This window comes from Chitinophaga sp. 180180018-3, assembly GCF_037893185.1.
GTDB lineage: Bacteria > Bacteroidota > Bacteroidia > Chitinophagales > Chitinophagaceae > Chitinophaga.
Genome location: NZ_CP140772.1, coordinates 3,373,585 through 3,393,777, shown reverse-complemented (window position 1 = coordinate 3,393,777; position 20,193 = coordinate 3,373,585). Strand labels below are relative to the sequence as shown.

General features: G+C 38.4%; 18 protein-coding genes. 9 read left to right on the top strand and 9 right to left on the bottom strand.

The window, feature by feature from the left end:
* Positions 1–18 precede the first annotated feature (18 nt).
* From traM to UNH61_RS13305, 9 genes are read right to left on the bottom strand one after another with little or no spacing between them, the layout of a single operon-like run.
* Positions 19–1,353, bottom strand: a complete 1,335-nt coding sequence (gene traM / locus UNH61_RS13345; protein ID WP_055133014.1) for a conjugative transposon protein TraM — start codon at positions 1,351–1,353, stop codon at positions 19–21.
* Complete coding sequence (locus tag UNH61_RS13340; protein WP_019974903.1) at positions 1,340–1,627, bottom strand: hypothetical protein; 288 nt, start codon at positions 1,625–1,627, stop codon at positions 1,340–1,342. The genes traM and UNH61_RS13340 overlap by 14 nt, the downstream gene beginning before the upstream one ends.
* Before the next feature lie 19 nt (positions 1,628–1,646).
* On the bottom strand, positions 1,647–2,075 hold the full coding sequence (locus UNH61_RS13335) for a hypothetical protein (protein WP_055133013.1): 429 nt from the start codon (positions 2,073–2,075) through the stop codon (positions 1,647–1,649).
* Between the two features lie 12 nt (positions 2,076–2,087).
* On the bottom strand, positions 2,088–2,711 hold the full coding sequence (traK, locus tag UNH61_RS13330; RefSeq protein WP_026357463.1) for a conjugative transposon protein TraK: 624 nt from the start codon (positions 2,709–2,711) through the stop codon (positions 2,088–2,090).
* Positions 2,712–2,732: 21 nt separating this feature from the next.
* Positions 2,733–3,728 (bottom strand): conjugative transposon protein TraJ, encoded by a 996-nt coding sequence (traJ, locus tag UNH61_RS13325; protein ID WP_055133012.1) that lies wholly within the window; start codon positions 3,726–3,728, stop codon positions 2,733–2,735.
* A gap of 2 nt (positions 3,729–3,730) precedes the next feature.
* The gene (locus UNH61_RS13320; RefSeq protein ID WP_019974899.1) at positions 3,731–4,363 is read right to left on the bottom strand and encodes a DUF4141 domain-containing protein; all 633 of its coding nucleotides are present in this window, start codon (positions 4,361–4,363) and stop codon (positions 3,731–3,733) included.
* Positions 4,364–4,389: 26 nt separating this feature from the next.
* Positions 4,390–6,894, bottom strand: coding sequence for a TraG family conjugative transposon ATPase (locus UNH61_RS13315; RefSeq protein ID WP_326992455.1), 2,505 nt, complete (start codon positions 6,892–6,894; stop codon positions 4,390–4,392).
* A complete protein-coding gene (locus UNH61_RS13310; protein ID WP_055133788.1) occupies positions 6,891–7,223 on the bottom strand; it encodes a DUF4133 domain-containing protein in 333 nt (110 codons plus the stop codon). Before UNH61_RS13310 ends, UNH61_RS13315 begins: the two co-directional genes overlap by 4 nt.
* A gap of 11 nt (positions 7,224–7,234) precedes the next feature.
* Positions 7,235–7,540, bottom strand: a complete 306-nt coding sequence (locus UNH61_RS13305; protein WP_055133789.1) for a DUF4134 domain-containing protein — start codon at positions 7,538–7,540, stop codon at positions 7,235–7,237.
* A 259-nt stretch (positions 7,541–7,799) separates the two neighbouring features.
* On the opposite strand from UNH61_RS13305, the gene UNH61_RS13300 reads away from it, so the two are divergent.
* The 9 genes from UNH61_RS13300 to UNH61_RS13260 all read left to right on the top strand — a co-directional run bounded on the left by UNH61_RS13300 (position 7,800) and on the right by UNH61_RS13260 (position 20,164).
* Entirely contained in the window at positions 7,800–8,351 is a 552-nt protein-coding gene (locus UNH61_RS13300; protein ID WP_055133790.1) for a restriction endonuclease subunit S, read from the top strand.
* A 1-nt stretch (position 8,352) separates the two neighbouring features.
* Entirely contained in the window at positions 8,353–9,879 is a 1,527-nt protein-coding gene (locus tag UNH61_RS13295) for a type I restriction-modification system subunit M (protein ID WP_055133791.1), read from the top strand.
* Between the two features lies 1 nt (position 9,880).
* A complete protein-coding gene (locus UNH61_RS13290) occupies positions 9,881–11,047 on the top strand; it encodes a restriction endonuclease subunit S (RefSeq protein WP_326992454.1) in 1,167 nt (388 codons plus the stop codon).
* A 3-nt stretch (positions 11,048–11,050) separates the two neighbouring features.
* Positions 11,051–12,349: a nucleotidyltransferase gene (locus UNH61_RS13285; protein WP_055133793.1), complete on the top strand. Its 1,299-nt coding sequence runs from the start codon at positions 11,051–11,053 to the stop codon at positions 12,347–12,349.
* A 15-nt stretch (positions 12,350–12,364) separates the two neighbouring features.
* The gene (locus UNH61_RS13280) at positions 12,365–12,919 is read left to right on the top strand and encodes an SLATT domain-containing protein (RefSeq protein ID WP_055133794.1); all 555 of its coding nucleotides are present in this window, start codon (positions 12,365–12,367) and stop codon (positions 12,917–12,919) included.
* Between the two features lie 72 nt (positions 12,920–12,991).
* Positions 12,992–15,277, top strand: coding sequence for a Piwi domain-containing protein (locus UNH61_RS13275; RefSeq protein WP_326992453.1), 2,286 nt, complete (start codon positions 12,992–12,994; stop codon positions 15,275–15,277).
* On the top strand, positions 15,265–16,164 hold the full coding sequence (locus tag UNH61_RS13270) for a hypothetical protein (protein WP_055133796.1): 900 nt from the start codon (positions 15,265–15,267) through the stop codon (positions 16,162–16,164). The genes UNH61_RS13275 and UNH61_RS13270 overlap by 13 nt, the downstream gene beginning before the upstream one ends.
* Positions 16,165–16,169: 5 nt before the next feature.
* A complete protein-coding gene (locus UNH61_RS13265) occupies positions 16,170–19,460 on the top strand; it encodes an HsdR family type I site-specific deoxyribonuclease (RefSeq protein WP_055133797.1) in 3,291 nt (1,096 codons plus the stop codon).
* Positions 19,457–20,164, top strand: a complete 708-nt coding sequence (locus tag UNH61_RS13260) for a SprT family zinc-dependent metalloprotease (protein ID WP_235524276.1) — start codon at positions 19,457–19,459, stop codon at positions 20,162–20,164. The genes UNH61_RS13265 and UNH61_RS13260 overlap by 4 nt, the downstream gene beginning before the upstream one ends.
* Positions 20,165–20,193 lie beyond the last annotated feature (29 nt).

Genomic DNA, 20,193 nt, shown 5'->3' with positions numbered 1-20,193 from the left:
ATTTATTTGAGTTCAACATTATTTTTTAGATACAAGGAAGACCTGATGCCCTGCTTTTAGCGTAACCTTTGGGGTTCTCACCTTTTTTGTGAAATAGCCCGAAACACCCTGTACCACGCCACGGCTTAAATCAGCAGCAACCTGTTGTCCTGCATTCTGCGTGAGCATTATGCTTGTTCCCGAAGTCTGGCTCATATTGCCCGCCATTTCGGTAAGGGCGTTCATTTCCGGCGAATACGGAACGTACAAGCCTTGCTGTCCGTCCAAATCGTAAATGGTTATATCAACCGGAATGATGTTGCCCTCTAATTCTACGGAGGTAATCTTTAGCTGTAATCGACCTCCCTGAAATTTGGCATTAGCTGTTACAATCGTTCCTTTCGGAATGGTACGTTGAGGCGTTTGGGCTGGCTCTAACAATCGCAATCGTACCCCTGTTTCGCCGATAACCGTTTGCGCATCGTGTACACAGGCTTTGATACTGTTTTTCGGTTGTGCCGTTTGCTCAATAGAACCTGCGGTATAAAAGCCCCGGTTTCTTGTTTCGCTCCAATCGGCTAAAAAGGCACTGTCCGTAGGCTCACGATACAAAGCGGAAACGGTGTTCTTTCTTGTAGGTGTGAATGCCACAAAATGCTCCTTTTGAGTTGAACCTGCGGTAGCCGTACCTGCATCCTTAGCAGGTGGAACTTCTGTCGAATTTGTACCCGTTGGCAGATACTTTGCCGCCATCTGGTAGGATTTCTCCATTAGGGCAAGCTGGTCATCAACGGTTACAGATTTAGGCACATCTTTCTCGGCTAATTGTTCTTTTAGTTCGTCCAATTGCCTGCGGAGTTCTGTTGTTTCAGAGTTGTTATCCTGATAAAATGAACCCAATGTGCTTTGTGCATTGCGGTAACTGCTCAATGCCGGATTGCCGTTTCTGCCCGAACCTCTGCCACCGCCATAGCTGTTGCTTTCGTCTTCTTCGGGAAATTCATCATTAGGCTCTTTTTTGTCTTCAGTATTCCAATAGTCAGAAAGCGTGGTAAGTGCATTGCGTTTTTCTTGCTCTTTGCGTTCCAGCATTTCCAACTCATAAGCCTTGCCTTTGTCGGCAGGCATTCCTGCTCCGGTAGCCTCTGGTACTGCATCGTTCAGCCCAATGTTCTCGATTTCCTTTTTGTCTGCGGATGGTTTAAATATGAGGTACATACAACCTACGAAGACAATTCCCATTAAGCCAAAGATGAGCGGCTTTTTGAGCTTTTCGGCTTTGTTCTGTGTACCGTCTTGCGGTACATCAGCGGTTGCTGCCTGGTTCCCTTCCGTTACCCGAACAACCGACTTTTTGTTCTCATTTTCTTTCATAAATCTTGTTTTTTAGAATTGTTGATAATGTGTCCTGCAATCTTGCAGGGCTTTCACTTTTTTTGAGGACAGGGTTTTCGATATGCTCAATGACCATATCGTTACCCGACTTTGAGGTATCGTACCATACTTTGCAAATGACCCCTGCCGTAAGCAGTAGATACCCCACAAAAAAGTAAAGTGTGTATTGGTGCTGTTTCCGCAAGGGCAATGCCCGCCAGCGTTCGTCCAGCTTGTCAAAGTACCTGTCCATATTTGCTCTTAGTTTTTTCATAACCTTACTGTTTCTGTTGTTATAGCTTGAAACGCTTAGGACTTTGACCTGCCTTTTGCTTCGGTTCTTCATTGACCAAAGCGACTGCCTCAACCGCTTTGGGTGCGGATATTACAGACAGGTTTGTCAGTTCCGATTTTTTCAGCAGTTGCCCAAATTGGTCTTTCCTTGTAACCTCCATTCTGTTGAGCGAGAATTTGCCGTTCAGGTATTTTACCCACATACTGCATTCTACACTTGGCTTGTCTTCGCCCGACCATTGCAGGTAGCCCGTCAGCAACAAGTCCTGTTTAGGCAAACTATCTGTACCTTTTTGGCAGTTTTCGAGGTATTCGCCGATACTTTTCTTCAACTTTCCGGCATACGCTCCCTGCGTATGGAAATAGCCGTTATATCCTTTATCGGTAAGGATTTTTGCAAACGTGTTTAAATCTGATAATGCTTCCATAAGATTGTTTTTTTAGCGTTCGATAACTTCTATATCCCTGTTTTCTATCACTGCAAACTTTTCGATGTTGAAGCCTTGCGGGTTGTTGTCCGAACGGACAGAGTTCACGAGATAGCAGGAAGTAATCAGGTTACGCCTGGTCACGTTGCTCGAACGGATAATGAATTGTTTGGCGTAAGTACGCACCGCATACGGATAGGTGTCGAAATTGCACACGACACTATCCACCTCAATGCGTTGCTGTACATTCCCCGAAATAATCCTGCTGTAATAACCCTTTTCCGACAGGTCTTTGTAATAATCAAAAGCTGATTTATCGGCAAGGTTGAATGCCCTGCTCATATTGCTTTCGATAGCGTTCTTGTCGGGAGCAAGCGTAAAAAAGAGCTCGTGAAAACGTCTGACGTGCTCCCTTGCTTCCACAGGTCGGTTGATACTTGCATCTTGCGATAAGGCAAGCATCAACGATTTTCCATTATCCAGCACATAGATTTTTTGGCGTTGTTCGTCTGCAAAGCTGTAAGATTTCCAAAGTGAAAATCCTACCACGCTTAGGCAGAGAACGGCAAATACAATGGCATACAGCCGTATTTGCCTAAAACTGTTTTCGATATTTCTTAATGTTTTAAATTCCATTTTTAAATGATTTGATTGTTTTTATTTCCCCATTAACCTGCCACCGATATTTCCAACAGCCGAACCTGTTCCTGCTCCGGCGATATTTCCGGTTTTCATTGCCGCTTGGTTTACGTTACGGGTAAAGTTTCCTGCACCGCCTGCCTGAATAATCCAGCCTGTTACCGTTGGGATAGTGAAGTAACCCACGATACCGATTATCATAAAGATGATGTACACGGTATTGGATGTGTCGGGTATATAGGTCGGGTCGGCAAGCATTGCTATATCCTTTTCGATAATGAGGGATTGTATTTTGGCAAGCATAGAGCTGAACAGGTCTGCCACGGGCAACCACAGGTAAACGCTGACGTATCGGGTCAGCCATTGCGTGAGCGTGGACTGAAAACCGTCCCACACGCTTATCGCAAAGGCTATCGGCCCGAGTATGGACAGGACGATGAGAAAGAACGTCCTTATGGTATCAATAACCAAAGCTGCCGCCTGAAACAGTACCTCTAACAGATTGCGAAACCAATTCTTAATAGCTTGTTCGGTTTGGTAGGCAAACCTATCCATATACATTCCCGACATCGTAATCAAATCGCCGGGCGACCAGCCCAATTCTTCGAGCTTTTTATCAAATTCCTCATTTGATACGAGATAGGCTGTTTCAGGATTTCGTAGCATAGCTTCCCGTTCCAACAGGTCTTTTTTCGCCTGCAAATCGTTGAGGTCAAGCACCTGATTTTCGAGGATTGTGTGAGTACCCTGTACCACCGGACTTAACACGGCATTGATTGTTCCCAATACGATAGTTGGGAAAAACATAATGCAAAGCCCCAAAGCGAAAGGACGGAGCAAGGGGTACATATCAATGGGTTCAGCCCTGCTCAAAGCCTGCCATACTTTTATGGCAACATAGAACAAAGCCCCCAATCCGGCTATCCCTTTAGCCACTGCCGCCATATCGGCGGACAGTGGGAGCATCTCATCATATAATGAGCGTAGGACTTCGTGAAGATTTTGAAATTCCATAACTACCAGTATTTTTGGTTAGGAGTTCCATAGAGGTCAAGCACTCTTTTGGTATTGTTCTGCTTTTTTGCTCTTAGAATACTTACAGAGATATTCTTATTGGTATAGTAGCGTACCAAGCTGTGGTATTCCTTTACTTCTTTGTACACTCTATCAATAATATCCATACGCTCTTTGTCGTTCAGCGAAAGGCTTGATGAGGTTACAATCTGTTTGAGTTCTTTCAGCAGTTCGGTACTTTCATTCAGCAATGCCGAATAACCATTGCTGATAGCTGCCAATTCCTGTGCAGAAAAATTCGGGTCGTTCATCATCTTACCGAAGTTGGTAACATACATTTCGGATACGTCACCGACAAGCAATACAGTCTGCTGTACCTTACGTGCATCTTTTACAAGATTATTTACAGCTTGTAGCTTGTCGTAATACTCCTTACCCTGTTTATACACCTTTTCCACTTCCTTGAAATTTTTAATTACATTGGATACCGTGGAAGAAGTCTGTACGATTTCATTCGCACTGTTGAGAATACCCGATGCCAGATTTGTGGGGTCGGTTACTACCCATTGTGCTTTTGCGGACGGTGCTACGGCGAGCATTAGTGCCGTACACACCATAAAAAGGAACTTTTTCATTTTTATGAATTTTAAAATGTTAATGACTATTGATTTGCTTTGTCACGCCTTTGCATTGCGATATGCTTAATGGCGAGTTCTACGTTACCGTCCAATTCGGAAGCTAATTGCATTACCTCCATTTTTTCGGTTTCTTCTGTCGTGTATGCGAGGTATTCCTCCAAACTAACTTCGGTGGCATAGACTGCCGAGTTCGTACCACCTAAGCCAATCCAAACCTCTTTGTACAGTCGGCTTGCATCGTTGTTCATATTGATTGAAAGTACCTGACCTTTTTCCTTATCTGTAAGCCCCAACATTGCCTGTATGTCATCGAATTTATTCATATACTTACGCTGGTCTAAGAGGATTTTACAGTCGGAATTGTTGATGATACTTTCTTTTACAATGGGCGACTGGATAATATCATCTACCTCTTGCGTAACGACAATCGCCTCTCCGAAGAATTTGCGGACGGTTTTAAATAAATATTTTATATATTCCGCCATTCCTTCTTTGGCAATCGCTTTCCACGCTTCTTCAATCAGGATGAGTTTTCGGATACCTTTCAGCCTCCGCATCTTGTTGATAAAAACTTCCATAATGATGATTGTGACTATGGGAAAGAGGATTTTGTGGTCTTTAATCGCATCAATTTCAAACACGATAAAGCGTTTGGAAAGCAGGTCTAACTGCTTATCGGAGTTCAACAGATAATCGTACTCTCCGCCTTTATAGTAGGGTTCGAGAACGTTTAAAAAATTTGTTATGTCAAAGTCTTTTTCCCTTACCTGTTTTTCTTCGAGTACCTTGCGGTAATCGCCTTTGACATACTCGTAGAAACCGTTAAATGATGGGTAAACATCGTCCGTTTTGATACGTTCGATATAGCCGCTTACGGCATTGGAAAGAGCAACCTCTTCAGAACGGGTTGGCGGTTCATCATCACGTTTCCAGAGTGTCAGTATCAAAGTCTTGACACTTTCCCGCTTCTCAATGTCGAACACGCCATCATCGGTATAGAAAGGGTTAAAGGCAATGGGATTGTCTTCGGTGTATGTAAAATACACGCCGTCTTCGCCTTTGGTCTTTCCTTTGATGAGTTCGCATAAGCCCTGATAACTATTCCCTGTATCCACCAACAGGACGTGAGCACCCTGTTCGTAGTATTGCCTTACCATATGATTTGTGAAGAACGATTTTCCCGAACCCGATGGCCCCAAAATGAATTTGTTGCGGTTCGTGATAATGCCACGCTTCATAGGCAGGTCGGAAATATCCAAATGGATAGGTTTTCCTGTAAGCCTGTCAGCCATCTTGATACCGAACGGCGAGGGCGAATTGTGATAGTTGGTTTCTTCTGTGAAGAAGCACAAGGCAGGTTCGATAAAAGTGTAAAAACTTTCCTCACTCGGAAAATCGCCTGCATTGCCGGGCATTCCAGCCCAAAACAAAGTGGCTACGTCCGTAGTGTTGTGGCGAGGCTTACACTCCATTAGTGCCAATGCACTACCGCAATCGTTCTTTAACTGTTTCAGCTCCGCAGGGTCTTCCGACCACGCCATAATGTTGAAGTGTGCCCTGATAGACGACAGACCGAAGCTGTGGGCTTCGTTCAGGTATTTTTCTATCCACTCTTTGTTGATTTGGTTTGCCCTGCTATACCTTGCCAAAGAGTGCATATTGCGGGCGGACTTTTCAAACTTTTGCAGGTTGTCTTCGCTGTTATCCAAAAACAAATATTGGTTGTAGATATGGTTACAGCTAAGGAGTAATCCCACGGGAGCAGCGAACGACAAACGGCAGTCGCTCCGGTCGGTGGATAGCTTTTCAAAACGGGTATCAGCCGATACCGTTCCGGGCAAATCGTCTGTATCGGACAAGGTGTGCAGGCTCAACCTTTTGTTTCCGATACGGACTTCTTCCGTTCCGAGTGCGATGTCCTGCATTGGTGTTCCAGATTCCCTTGATAACGTGAGGTACTGTTCCAGTAATCCATGTGTATCTTCTGTTCCGATGATTTCATCTTCGGTCAGACGTTTCAGGGTTACAAAACCGCTATCGTTCACGATACGCTCAAACTGGGCGACCGCCTCCATAAAGCGGTGTATCGTTTCCTTGTTCCTGATTTCCTTTGGTATCAGCGTACCTTTACATAGCGATGAAAAATTACTTTGCATCCGCATTCTTTCCTTAGTGGTCTTGGTCAGGAACAAGTAACAGTAGTGATTTAAGAACGGTCGCTCATTGAAATGGCGTTGATAGGATTTTGCCAAAAAACTTTGGTTATCCTCTGCCAAATCGGGCGCATAGCTTTCTTTGATGTACCAATCCTGTTTGTGAATGACCGTAAAATCAGGCAAGGTTTTGATAGCCTTGTGCCAGGCGGAGTGAATAGCTTCGTATTCCGCAGAAGCTACCGTGAACAATTCCGGCAAGCGTACTTCAAAGCAGGCGGTAATGTCCGCATCTTTGGATAAGATGCAGTTGTTCTCCACTGCCAACAAAGGGAACTTGTTTTCCAGTGTGGTGGTCTTTGCTACATTTCTCATACGGCATTCTGTTTAGGTGTGAATTTTAAATAGCGGTGTACAGGCTTGCGGCAGATGATGTAGCGGGGATGCCTTTTATTGGCTCCAATTTTCATCAGCCCGTGTTCGCCGTACTTCCTGTTCAGCGAAAAGGTCTGCCATACAATGAGCGAAGCACCGCCTGCCCCAAGAAAAAGGCAGATGTAGGAATTAACCCCGGCCATGTAAAGTATCATGACCAGGATAAGGGTTCCGAGCAGTCCGCCTGCAAAAATGAACAGGTATTGTGCTTTCAGCCCTTTAAATTCCACCGTTCTCCCAATGCCTTTGTTGATGTTATAATTACTCATAAGGCAACGGATTAAAGGAAGAATGAACGCAGGATGGTAGCTGCAACAATTAAGAAGATACACGCACCAAACCAGGATGCTGCAGTCTTCGATGTGTCGGGGTCGCCCGAACTGAACTTGTTATAAACCTTAACGCCCCCTATCAAGCCCACGACCGCACCAATGGCGTAGATTAATTGGGTTGCGGGGTCGAAATAAGACGTTACCATTTGAGTAGCCTCGTTGATGCCAGCCGAACCGTTTCCCTGTGCGAACGCACCAATTCCTGACAGAATTGCCACGGCTGCCAGCAAAACTTTTTTTCTCTGTTTTTCCATAATTGAAACACATTAATTTGTTATTGTTATCCCGCACCTTGCGGACTTTCGGGACAAAGGTGTTTCAGAAATCAGGGCGTTATAATAAAGTGGCAGTCAAAGGAATGATTTGGCAGTGAGTGGCTGAATTGCTGGATCTTCTTCATGAAATAGGGAAGATAATTTTATTATTTGAAACTATCTACAAAGAAATATATTTGTGTATTTAAATATTATCCTGTATATTTGCTTAAATTTGAAACGGAATACAAAATTGAAAATGCAATTAAAAGATATATCCCATTTGCAATTTGGCTTTTATGACAAGCCAAAAGAAAAAGGTGCAGTTATCTATCTTCAGGCTAAAAATTTTAATGATTTTGGGCTGTTTGATGGTAATGGAGATGGATGGGTTGAAATAACAGAAAAGTCCAAAAGCCATCTTTTAGAAGAGGGAGATGTTTTATTTGTGGGGAAAGGGATGCGAAATTTTGCTTGGAAATACAGTGTTGATACAGGAAAAGCAATTGCTTCCTCTATCTTTTTTGTTATCAAGCCGAAGTCTGATCTTGTTGATTCAGACTATTTGGTTACGATTTTTAATTCGACTAAGTATCAATCATTTTTTCAGTCCCTTGGTGCAGGTAGCTCTATTCCTTCTATTCGTAAAAATGAACTCGAAGCAGTAGAAATCCCTCTTCCTCCATTAGAAGTTCAAAAAAAGATAGCCAAGCTAAGTGATTTGCATCGAGCAGAATTAGCTTTGACAGGAAGGTTGATAGACGAAAAAAATAAATTATTTCAAGCAGTAATAAATGATATTTTAAAATAAAATGGAAAAGAAGCTCACTCAAAAAGAGATTAACAATATAGTATGGAAAGCCTGTGATTCATTCAGAGGAGTGTTAAGTAGCGGACAGTATAAAGATTATGTGCTGACGATGCTTTTTGTAAAGTATGTTTCTGATGTATGGAAAGACAAGAAAGCATTTTACACCGAAAAGTACAAAGGTGATAATGTGCGTATAGAACGGGCTTTGGCAAATGAACGATTTAAGCTTCCTGAAAATGCAACTTTCGATTATTTATTTGAAAATCGTAATGATGTACAATTAGGTGATTTAATCGACCGTGTTCTGGAACAAATTGAAGATTCCAACCGCTTGAAATTAGCAGGTGTTTTCAGAAATATTACGTTCAATTCAGAATCAAATCTTGGGCAAACAAAAGACCGTAACAGAAGACTGAAAAATTTGCTTGTCGATTTTTCTGAAATGGATTTACAGCCTTCGCATTTGGAAGGTAATGATGTGATCGGTGATTCTTATGAGTACCTGATTTCAATGTTTGCGGGTGATGAAGGAAAAAAATCAGGAGAATTTTATACCCCAAGTGAGGTTTCTACCCTATTAGCGAAGCTCCTTACTCCTGAAGCGGGTAATAGATTAAATGACCCAACCTGCGGTTCGGGCTCCTTATTGATTAAGCTATCCAAAGAAGTAGGATCCGGAAACTTTTCTTTATATGGACAGGAAGTAAACGGAAGCACTTGGGCTTTAGCTCGTATGAATATGTTTCTGCACGAGATTGATAACGCTACCATTGAATGGGGAGACACCATAAATAACCCACGCCTTTTGGAAGGTGATCAATTAATGAAGTTTCATATTGTGGCTGCAAATCCACCTTTTTCATTAGATAAATGGGGAGCGGAAAATGCGGTCGCTGATCAATACAATCGTTTCCATCGAGGTGTTCCTCCAAAAAGCAAAGGTGATTACGCCTTTATTAGTCATATGATTGAAACCACTTATGAAGATATTGGTCGTGTTGGTGTGATTATGCCGCATGGTGTATTGTTTAGGGGAAGCAGCGAAGGTAAAATCCGTCAGCAGTTGATTGAAGAAAATTTATTAGAAGCTGTCATTGGTTTACCTGCCAACTTATTTTTCGGGACTGGTATTCCAGCTGTTATTCTGATTTTCAACAAAGCAAAGGAATCCAATAAAGATGTTTTGTTCATTGATGCGAGCAAAGGTTTTGAAACAGGTAAAAATCAAAACAAACTGAGAGATATAGATATAAAACACATTGTTGAAACATACAAAGCTTTTAAAATCAGTGTTCCTCTTGCTACTGATAAAGGTAGTGTAATTGAAGACAAATATGCTTATCGAGCGCCCTTGAGCGAAATTAAAGAGAACGATTTTAATCTGAATATCCCTCGCTATGTGGATACGTTTGAAGAAGAGGAAGAGGTGGATATTAAAGCGGTACAATCAGAGATTAATACACTAAAGCAACAGATTGATGATGTGGAAGCAGAAATGGCTAACTATTTAAAAGATCTGGGATACTAGTATGGATAAAAAGACTGGATATAAGAAAACACCATTAGGAACAGTTCCCTCTAATTGGAATATCGTTGAAATACTTGAGGTTCTAGAATATGAACAGCCGAGCAAATATTTAACGAATAATATCAACAAGGTAAACAACTTGAACAACATGCCTGTATTAACAGCTAATAAAGCTTTTGTTTTAGGTTATACCGAAGATCAGGATGGTATATATAACCCTGATAATCCTGTAATAATTTTTGACGATTTTACTACTGCTAGCAGGTATATTGACTTTCGCTTTAAAATTAAATCTTCAGCCATAAAAATTTTAATAGCAAAGGCGGGTAACGACACAAAGTTCTTATATGAGAGACTTCAGCTAGTAAAGATTAATACTGAAGATCATAAAAGACGGTGGATTTCAGAATTTCAAGAAATAGCTATAGCGTTGCCGCCAATTAACGAGCAAAATGAAATTGCAAAACTTTCATTTACTTGGGATAGGTCAATTAGATATAATGAGCAATTACTTGAAAATTTTATAAATCGCAGACGTGCTCTTGTTTTAAAATTGACTTCTGACATCGGAATGAACGTAGTTTTAACACCGCTTGCAAAAGGAGTTATTAAAGTTAAAACAGGTTTTATTCCTGAGAAAGAAATTTTTTATCAAGAAATTGGTATAAGATCTCATGCTAAAGGCATTTTTCATAAAGAACCAGTAACAGGAAAAAGTTTAGGTAACAAATCCGTGTTTTGGATAGAACCCGATTGCTTTGTTGTAAATATTGTTTTTGCATGGGAGCAAGCAATAGCAAAGACAACGGAAGCAGAGAGAGGAATGATAGCTTCACATCGTTTTCCTATGTACAAACCTAAAGAAGGGGTTTTAGATCTGGATTACCTGTTGTACTTTTTTAAATCAGCAAAAGGGAAAAACTTATTAGAGTTGGCTTCTCCCGGTGGTGCAGGGCGAAACAAGACGTTAGGGCAATCTGAATTCCTAAAACTCAAAATACCCGTACCTCCAATTGAGGAGCAGAAGGAAATTGTTCGGTTACTAAATACAGCAGATAAGGAAATCGAACTACAAAAGAAGAAAATAGAAGCGATTAAACAACAGAAAAAAGGTTTGATGCAACAATTATTAACCGGGAAAAAGAGATTGAAAATAAATACTATTTAACGCATGAATACATCTGAAACCTTTAAGGAGTTCCTCTCAAATATCAAAATAAGCGATGATAAGGCTGATACAATTTCTTATCGCTATGGGCGTATTACAAAATCTTTGAACACAGAATTTCGCAACACAGATTCTAAAACTGCAAATAGCTTGCAAGTTGGTTCTTATGGAAGGTATACGGGAATTAATGGGATTTCAGATTTAGACATGCTATATATTATGCCTGCATCAAAATGGGCAGATTATAACAAGTCCGGAGGACAAAGTAAATTATTACAAGATACTAAAACTGCAATTTCAAATACCTACTCTTCTTCTGATATTAAGGTGGATAGATGTGTAGTTACGGTAAATTTTACAGATTCCCATATCGATGTACAGCCAGTTTTTGAATTAGACGATCAAGACTACAAATATCCAGATACTTATGCTGATGGCACTTGGAAAATTACAAAGCCAAGAAAGGAAATGGATGCCATGGTCGAGTTTGTAGCCAATAAAAATCGAAACCTTAGAAGACTCTGTAAGATGGCCAGATCATGGAAAAATAAGCATGGGGTTTGTATGGGTGGGCTTTTGATAGACACGCTTGCTTATAATTTTTTAAAATCAACTACTTGTTATGACGAAAAGAGTTTTGCATATTATGATGAAATGTGTAGAGATTTTTTCAAACATTTATATGACCAGCCCAAGGATCAAAATGAATATGGTGCTTTAGGAAGCAAGCAGCGAGTGAAAGTTAAAAAGTCTTTTAAGAGGAAGGCAAAGAAGGCGTATGATCTAGCTGAAGAAGCGATTGATGCTGCTTCTGATAAAACGAAACATAATAAATGGAGGGATATTTTTGGAAATGATTTCCCGAAATATGTAAACGAAGAAAAAGAAGCCGCATCACTTAATTCCAGCTATAGAAACACCGAGGAATTTATTGAATCAAAATACCCTATTGATATTAGATACGATTTAAAAATAGATTGTGAAGTGAAGCAAAATGGTTATAGAGATGGTTTATTACGTGAATTTCTGTTAAAGAAAATTAGATTGATGCCGAATAAATCTTTAAGGTTTTATATTGAGAGAATAGATGTGCCTGCTCCTTATGTAATCAAATGGAAAGTTACTAACCGCGGAGAACAAGCAGTCAAGAGAAACTGCATTAGAGGACAAATAATTGATTTAAACTCTAGTGAGAAGACTGAAACTACAAGTTTTAAAGGTAGTCATTTTGTAGAATGTTATATCATTAAAGATAATATAGTAGTTGCCAGAGATTTAATTGATGTACCTATTTCTGAATAGTTTAAAAATATAGATATGAGTGAGCAAAAAAACTTATTAGAGTCTCAAATTCGAGAAATTTATGGAAGAGTTGTTTATACACACAAAACCCATGAAAAATGTGCCGATGTTCTTAAGGAAAGAAGTGATTGCTTAAAATTTGCTGAAATTTTCTTATCGGCAGCAACTACTACCAGTATTTTAGTTGTAGTGCTCGGTGAAGGGAAAGCATTTCAATTTATCGCTGCACTTTGCTCAACAATATTACTTGGAATAACACTTTATTCCAAAGATTTCAATTTATTGGCGATAGCAGAAAAACATAAACAGGCAGCTTTAAATATTCTAGAAATAAGAGAAAAGCTACTTTCATTACTTGTCGATATTAGGATTGGAAATAAAGCAATAGAACATCTTCAGCAGACCAGAGACGAATTGAACGAAGAACTTATCAATACATATCGAGGTGCTCCTAAAACAATTAATAAGGCTTATCAAATTGCTTCCAAAGCACTTCAACAAAATGAGGAGTTTACATTTTCAGATGCAGAAATCGATAAGTTTTTACCAGAAAGCTTGAGAAAGAATTAGAATTATAGTTTATCAATTGATTGAAATAGATCAGGCACATCAACCCTTAACCAATAAAACTTTAAAAAGAATATGCAGCTTAATTACTTTCCAATAAATATTGAGTTTGAAAAATATCAAATCAATACTGAATTATATAGCGATGAACGTCTTACTGAATTAAGAGGTTTGTACAATGCTACGCATTCTTTTTTTAGAAACGGTGATTCTATATACATTTCCAACAAGGACAGTGATGACAGCACTCCAATTGGTATATTAACAGAACGAAGTACATATAGTGATCATCAGATCACAGCCTCATTGATAAAGCATATCTTTTTCAGAACTTTCAAAGACCGTTTCCTAAGATACACTCCCGTAGATTTTTATCCTTTCCGTTTCTTTTCGGGTAAAGACGATATCATTAAAAATGCCTTGCCAGATAGTTTAAAAGACAGGATAGGTTATAAAAAGCTCATTGAAGTGCAATTGCGTTTGACCGAGATCAATGGAAAAAAACGTTTCGGTTTCTTGGTCAATATCAAACGTAACTGGATTTTTGACATTAGTTGTGCTGAGTTACATTCAGAAGGATTTGAATTGATTGGTCTTGATGTATTGCATGCAGAAACCTTGCCTGGATTAACGAATATTCTCGCTCCCAATGAAGAATTTGTTGGAGTTCTAAAAGAAGTAATAGGAAACAAAGCAAAAGTTGAAACCAATGAAGGTTTGAAAGAATTTGAATTAAGTGAATTGCTAATTCGAAAAACAAAATTCAACATCGGGAAGTACCTGAGTTTTGCCACATCACCAGATAAAAGTGATGAAATATTGAACATCATTGAGGGTAAACGATCTGATATCTACAATCCCAAAAATCTCTATACCGAAATTAGTAAAATAGCAGAACACTTATTTAGTGAAAACGGAAAACTGGTTTTATTCCAGAATAAAGAAAGTTTTTGTTTTACGGTAGATAGCAAACCGATCTCTGTTTCAAATACGATGGAACTAAAAAATCCTACGTTTATTTTTGACCATGCTGTTACAAAGACCAATAATTATAACCCAGATGCAGGTCTGTCTAATTATGGCCCTTATGACAGCAATACATTTGATATCAAATCACCAAACATCCTTTCTATCTGTAACAAGAATACCCGTGGCAATTTCACAAAGTTCCTTTATAGTCTTAAAGATGGTATTCCGCAATCCAGATATTTCCAAAAAGGACTGCAAAAGAAATACGATTTGCAAGATATAGTATTTAACATTAAGGAAATTCAGGATTATACTATAAATGAATATCTAAATGCAATTAGAAGTGATGATGAAAGTAAACCAGATTTAGCTATTATTGAAATCCCAGCAGCATTTAAAAGATATGATGACCGAAATAATCCATATTATGCTATAAAAGCAAAATTACTTGCTCTTGAAATTCCGGTTCAATATGTTACTGCAGAGGTAGTAAAAAGCCATAATGAATACATTTTAAATTCACTTGCATTGCAAATTTATGCAAAGCTTGGCGGTATTCCTTGGGTTTTGCCTTCGCAGCGTTCGGTCGATAGAGAAATAGTAATTGGTATTGGGCATAGTTGGCTCAGGAAAAATCAATACGCAGGATCCGAACAAAACAGAGTGGTTGGTATCACAACCTTTCTTTCGGGAGATGGTCAGTATCTATTATCAGATAAAGTAAAAGATGTAGCTTTTGAAAATTACTTTTCGGAGTTGCTTAAAAGCCTAAAAAATTCCATCGAAAGGCTATCATCAGAATATGGTTGGGCAGAAGGTGATACTGTACGTCTAATTTTTCACATATTCAAACCTATCAAAAACACAGAGTTCGATGTAATCAGTCAACTGGTCAAAGAAATTAATCAGTATAAGATAAAATTTGCTTTTGTTACAATTAGCCAATCGCACCCAAATATGATTTTTGACACCACTCAGCAGGGTGTACAGAAGTATGGTAACAGCAATGTTATCGGTGCGTTTATCCCCAGCCGAGCAAGTAATGTTTTTTTGGATTCAGAAACTTGTATTGTTCAAATGTTGGGACCGAATGAATTGAAAACATCTAGGCAAGGGATGAGCAAGCCCATTCAAATTAAAATACGCACCCCACAAGGCAATTATGACAATAATGGATTGAATGATTTGATATTTCATGATTTGAGTTATATCACACAGCAAATATTCTCATTCACTTACCTGTCTTGGCGTAGTTTTTTACCAGGAGAAGAACCCGCAACAATGAAGTATTCCAACCTTATTTCACGCTTGCTCGGCAAAATGAGAAGTGTTCCTGGCTGGGATGCGGATAGCTTAAACTATGGATTAAAAAGAAAGAAATGGTTCCTTTAGAAGAAAAAACAGGTTATCTATCAAGAGTCACTGAAAGCCATAAACTTACAGCATTTAATAATTTGTTGTTAGGTAAGACTATTATTGTACCTGAAAGTCAAGATTTGAATGAGTCTGAGGAGTATTATTTTGAAATTGTAAATGCTATTCAGAAAAACAAGAAAGTAGATTTTGAAAAATATTTTGAAAAAAAATGTAAAAGTAAACCGAGTAAAGACTCTCCAGCTCCTTTTGTCAATGATGATTTTCTTATGTTCTCGTTTATTGTGGGTGTTTCAATATTTAGTATAAACAAGGATTGGGTAAACTATATAGTTTCTATCAGAAACAGAAATGCAATAACAATCACTTTTGAAAACATTTTAAACGAAAATTATTATAGCACAAGTAATTTGCCAGAGATTGTATTCGTGTTTCTTCAAATAAGCAATCAATCACTAATTACAAACGAGTTCGTAAACTTCACCTATAAAAAGTTGACTGAGAATATTAAATTATTTGAAAGTCGTAGCGATTTTCAAATTTTGTGTTCTATAAAAGCTTATGACTCAATACTGTTACTAAAGGAATTACCTGATAATAGTGAATTAAACTTGTTTAGGAGCTTTAATACCAAATTTATTAGACGCATAAAATACTTATCATGGATAATTCAAGCAGTTTTATTTGCTGGGTTAATTTATCTATTGCTTAAGCTTCCAAAGTACAGTCCTGAAACAATTCAATTTATTGAAACATACAACTACGCTTTTACAATTTTTGGAGCGTTGGGGCTTAGTCTTATAGGCAATTTAATACCTGCCTTTAAAAACAAATCACAAGAATTAATTATGAAAATGCTTGGCTATCCAAGTGAACTAATTATAAATTCTACAAAGAAGATATAAGTATCATGGACACACCCTCATTCATAGAAGACCATATTTCCCAAATTCCGGCGTTAAAATTGCTGATGAATATGGGCTGGAAATACCTATCGCCAGAGGAGGCTTTAGCAGCCCGTGGAGGAAGAAGCTCGAATGTGCTATTAGAAGATATTCTAAAAAGCCAAGTACAGAAGATTAATAAAATTGATTATAAGCAAAAGGAATTTGCTTTTTCCGAATCTAACATCAACAATGCAATACTTGCAATCAGGGATTTACCAGTACAAGATGGTTTTATAGCAGCGAATAAGGCCTATTACGAACTCATCACATTAGGGAAAAGTTTTGACCAAACGGTTTTAGGTGATAAAAAAAGTTTCTCTTTTCGTTATATTGACTGGGAAAAGTCGGAAAACAACATCTATCACATAACTGAAGAATATAGTGTACTACGTTCAGATAGAGCCGATCATTACCGACCAGATATTGTACTATTTATTAATGGTATTCCGATGGTCATTATTGAATGTAAGTCGCCTAAAATAAAAGAGCCTGTAGAAAAAGCCATTGAACAGCATTTAAGAAACCAGCAAGAAGACGGAATTCGAAGCTTGTATTTGTACTCCAATCTTACATTTGCTTTGGCCTCTAATGAAGCAAAATATGGTACAACCGCTACCAGCAAAGAATTTTGGGGAGTTTGGAAAGAAATGTTCCGTACTAAAGAAGAAGAACGTTTTTGGGAAAATAAAATCAACATTTTAAAGCACAAAGCTTTACCAGAAAATGAGCGTACAGTATTATTTAAAGAACGATTTAGAAAGGTCTGGCAATATTTTGAAAATTTAGAACAAGAGGAACAGGTTATTACTACGCAGGATAAACTACTCTTTAGTTTTTGCCATCCCAAACGATTATTGGAAATTATATATGATTTCACTTTGTATGATGACGGTATCAAAAAAGTAGCCCGATACCAGCAGTATTTTGCGATTAAAAACACGTTGACTAGAATCCTAAAAATCGATACCAAAGGTAATCACGAAGGTGGTGTGATTTGGCATACACAAGGAAGCGGAAAATCTTTGACTATGGTGATGCTAGCTCAATTAATTGCTTCACATCCGAATATTAAAAATCCTAAGATACTTTTGGTAACAGATCGTATTGATCTGGATGACCAGATAACAGAAACGTTCAAAAAATGTCATGTGCCAGTAGTTAATGCTGATAAAGGAGCATCAAAGGAAATAGCTAAAAAACTCAGAGGGGAAATACTGGATGATAACGAACAGGAAAAATTAAAGAAGGATACCAGCCTTTTAAAATTGATTACAGAATCCGGCGATGCAGTCATCACCACCCTAATTCATAAATTTGAAGCTGCTGTTAATGCAAGCCCTCAATCATTTGATAGCTCAGAAATTTACATTTTGATAGACGAAGGACACCGTTCACAATACGGTTCTTTCAATGTCAAAATGCAGAAAGTATTTCCAAATGCCTGTTTTATCGCATTTACTGGGACGCCATTGTTGAAAAAAGAAAAAAGCACAGCGAGTAAGTTTGGAGGCATTATCGATGTGTATTCGATTACGGATGCTGTAGAAGACGGAGCCGTTGTCCCTTTGTTATATGAAGGCAGGCATAACCTTATTGAGGTTAATGAAAAACCGTTGGATAATTATTTTGACAAGGTTTCGGAACCACTTACACCCTACGGAAAAGCGGCTTTGAAGAGAAAATACAGTTCGAAAAATATCCTTAATAAAGCCGATCAGGTTATTTACGCCAGAGCCTGGGATATCACTGAACATTATGTGGATAATTTTCAAGGCACTGGTTTTAAAGGGCAGCTGGTAACACCCAATAAAGCCACAGCAATTAAATACAAAGAGTATTTGGACGAAATTGGCAAAGTAAGCTCTGAAATAATCATGTCTGCTCCCGACACTCGGGAAGGCGAAGAAGACGCCTTTGATGTATCGGACGATAAAGTGAAAAAATTCTGGAATGTCCGAATGGATAAATACGGCACACAGGATAAATATGAAAAGTCTGTAATCGGTGCGTTTAAAAAACAAGACTTTCCTGAAATTATCATAGTGGTGGACAAACTACTGACGGGTTTTGATGCTCCAAGAAATATTGCGTTGTATTTGACCCGTCAATTAAAAGAACATACTTTGTTACAAGCTATTGCTCGTGTAAATCGTGTGTATCCTGGAAAGGATTATGGTTATATAATAGACTATTTTGGTAATTTGGAGAACTTGGACAACGCCATTCAGACATATTCCGGTGAGAATATGTTTGATGCAGAAGATTTAGCCGGAAGCTGGACAAATATAGTAGAAGAAATCAAAAAATTACCTCAGGCACATTCCGAGGTTTGGGATATTTTCAAAACTATTAAAAACAAATATGATGAACCGGCTTATGAAGAATTGCTTAGCGATGAAGCTATCCGGCATCAGTTTTATGAGAAAGTATCTGCTTTTGCACGTTTACTAAAACTGGCATTATCCAGTATTGATTTTGCTAACAACACCCCTGAAAAACAAATTGACAAGTATAAGTCTGATTTGAAATTCTTTTTGGCATTGCGTGTTTCTGTCAAAAGGAGATTTTCTGATGATATTGACTACAAGGAATATGAGCCACAGGTACAAAAATTAATTGACAAGCATATCACGACAGAGGGCGAAGTGCTTAGGATAACGGATTTAGTCGATATTTTTGACAAAGAACAACGAGAAGCTGAAGTTGAGAAATTAAGCAGTAAATCTGCTAAAGCGGATCATATCGCCAGCAGAACTATTCGAGCCATCAATATCAAAATGAATGAGGATCCCATCTTTTATAAAAAGCTGTCTAAACTCATTCGTGAAGCGATTGAAGAATATCATCAGCAAAGAATTGACGAAGCTGAATTCCTAAAAAAAGCTAAAGAGTATGAGGAGGCATTTTTAAAAGGAGAACGAGGGAATATTCCAAATGCTTTGCTAGGAAATGATACAGGTATTGCTATTTATAATCTTATAACTGATATTTTTAAAGATGTGCTTTCTGATAAAATCGAAGTTGCTACAGAGCTTGCTCTTGGTATAGATCAAGTAATCCGTTCAGTAGTATATCAAAATGATCAATTGATGGTAGATTGGCAGAACAAACCTGATATAGAAGGTAAAATTCGCATCGCTATTGATGATTACATCTTCGATTTGAAAAGCAAATACGACATTGACTTGTCTTTCGATGATATTGATCAGACCGTAGAAGAGGCATTAAAAGTAGCTAAAATCAAGTTTGTATGATGGTGGAAAATATCCATAAGATACAATTTGGTTCTGCTACAATTGAATATAGACTCGAATTTCAGGATAGAAAAAATTTGACTATTAAAGTCTATCCAGATTGTATTGTAAAAATAATAGCACCGTATGATACAGCGGTGGAAAAAATTACACAGCATATCAAAAAAAAAGCTCCATGGATCATCAAACAACAACGTGAATTTTTATCCTACCATCCATACACACCAGAACGAATATATGTCAATGGAGAAACACATCTGTATTTGGGAAGACAATATAAGCTACGTGTAGAAATAGGTAATAGAAATGAGGTGAAGCTTTTCAGAGGGCATATTACGGTACTTTCTAAAGAGGAAAATAACGTTAAAGATATTCTCGATAAGTGGTATCGAGAGAAGGCATTCGTTCATTTTGACGAGGTATTGAGTAAAGTGTATCCCATGTTTAAGAAATACAAAATCAATAAACCAGAATTACATATCCGCTCTATGGAAAAACGTTGGGGAAGTTGTACGCCAAATGGTAAGGTTATTCTAAATCCAGAGTTAATCAAAGCTCCTAAAGGTAGTATTGAGTATGTAGTTGTTCATGAATTGTGCCATTTAGTGCATCACAACCATACAAAGGCTTTCTATGATTTACAGGAGGTAATGATGCCAGACTGGAAGAAATGGAAAGAGAAGTTAGAACATAGTTTAGTGTGATTTATTTGTGCTTAAAAATAACATTGGGA

Bases quoted from the DNA above. Each gene is read 5' to 3' on its own strand.
- traM (WP_055133014.1), bottom strand. From the start codon at position 1,353: ATGAAAGAAAATGAGAACAAAAAGTCGGTTGTTCGGGTAACGGAAGGG.
- UNH61_RS13340 (WP_019974903.1), bottom strand. From the start codon at position 1,627: ATGAAAAAACTAAGAGCAAATATGGACAGGTACTTTGACAAGCTGGAC.
- UNH61_RS13335 (WP_055133013.1), bottom strand. From the start codon at position 2,075: ATGGAAGCATTATCAGATTTAAACACGTTTGCAAAAATCCTTACCGAT.
- traK (WP_026357463.1), bottom strand. From the start codon at position 2,711: ATGGAATTTAAAACATTAAGAAATATCGAAAACAGTTTTAGGCAAATA.
- traJ (WP_055133012.1), bottom strand. From the start codon at position 3,728: ATGGAATTTCAAAATCTTCACGAAGTCCTACGCTCATTATATGATGAG.
- UNH61_RS13320 (WP_019974899.1), bottom strand. From the start codon at position 4,363: ATGAAAAAGTTCCTTTTTATGGTGTGTACGGCACTAATGCTCGCCGTA.
- UNH61_RS13315 (WP_326992455.1), bottom strand. From the start codon at position 6,894: ATGAGAAATGTAGCAAAGACCACCACACTGGAAAACAAGTTCCCTTTG.
- UNH61_RS13310 (WP_055133788.1), bottom strand. From the start codon at position 7,223: ATGAGTAATTATAACATCAACAAAGGCATTGGGAGAACGGTGGAATTT.
- UNH61_RS13305 (WP_055133789.1), bottom strand. From the start codon at position 7,540: ATGGAAAAACAGAGAAAAAAAGTTTTGCTGGCAGCCGTGGCAATTCTG.
- UNH61_RS13300 (WP_055133790.1), top strand. From the start codon at position 7,800: ATGCAATTAAAAGATATATCCCATTTGCAATTTGGCTTTTATGACAAG.
- UNH61_RS13295 (WP_055133791.1), top strand. From the start codon at position 8,353: ATGGAAAAGAAGCTCACTCAAAAAGAGATTAACAATATAGTATGGAAA.
- UNH61_RS13290 (WP_326992454.1), top strand. From the start codon at position 9,881: ATGGATAAAAAGACTGGATATAAGAAAACACCATTAGGAACAGTTCCC.
- UNH61_RS13285 (WP_055133793.1), top strand. From the start codon at position 11,051: ATGAATACATCTGAAACCTTTAAGGAGTTCCTCTCAAATATCAAAATA.
- UNH61_RS13280 (WP_055133794.1), top strand. From the start codon at position 12,365: ATGAGTGAGCAAAAAAACTTATTAGAGTCTCAAATTCGAGAAATTTAT.
- UNH61_RS13275 (WP_326992453.1), top strand. From the start codon at position 12,992: ATGCAGCTTAATTACTTTCCAATAAATATTGAGTTTGAAAAATATCAA.
- UNH61_RS13270 (WP_055133796.1), top strand. From the start codon at position 15,265: ATGGTTCCTTTAGAAGAAAAAACAGGTTATCTATCAAGAGTCACTGAA.
- UNH61_RS13265 (WP_055133797.1), top strand. From the start codon at position 16,170: ATGGACACACCCTCATTCATAGAAGACCATATTTCCCAAATTCCGGCG.
- UNH61_RS13260 (WP_235524276.1), top strand. From the start codon at position 19,457: ATGATGGTGGAAAATATCCATAAGATACAATTTGGTTCTGCTACAATT.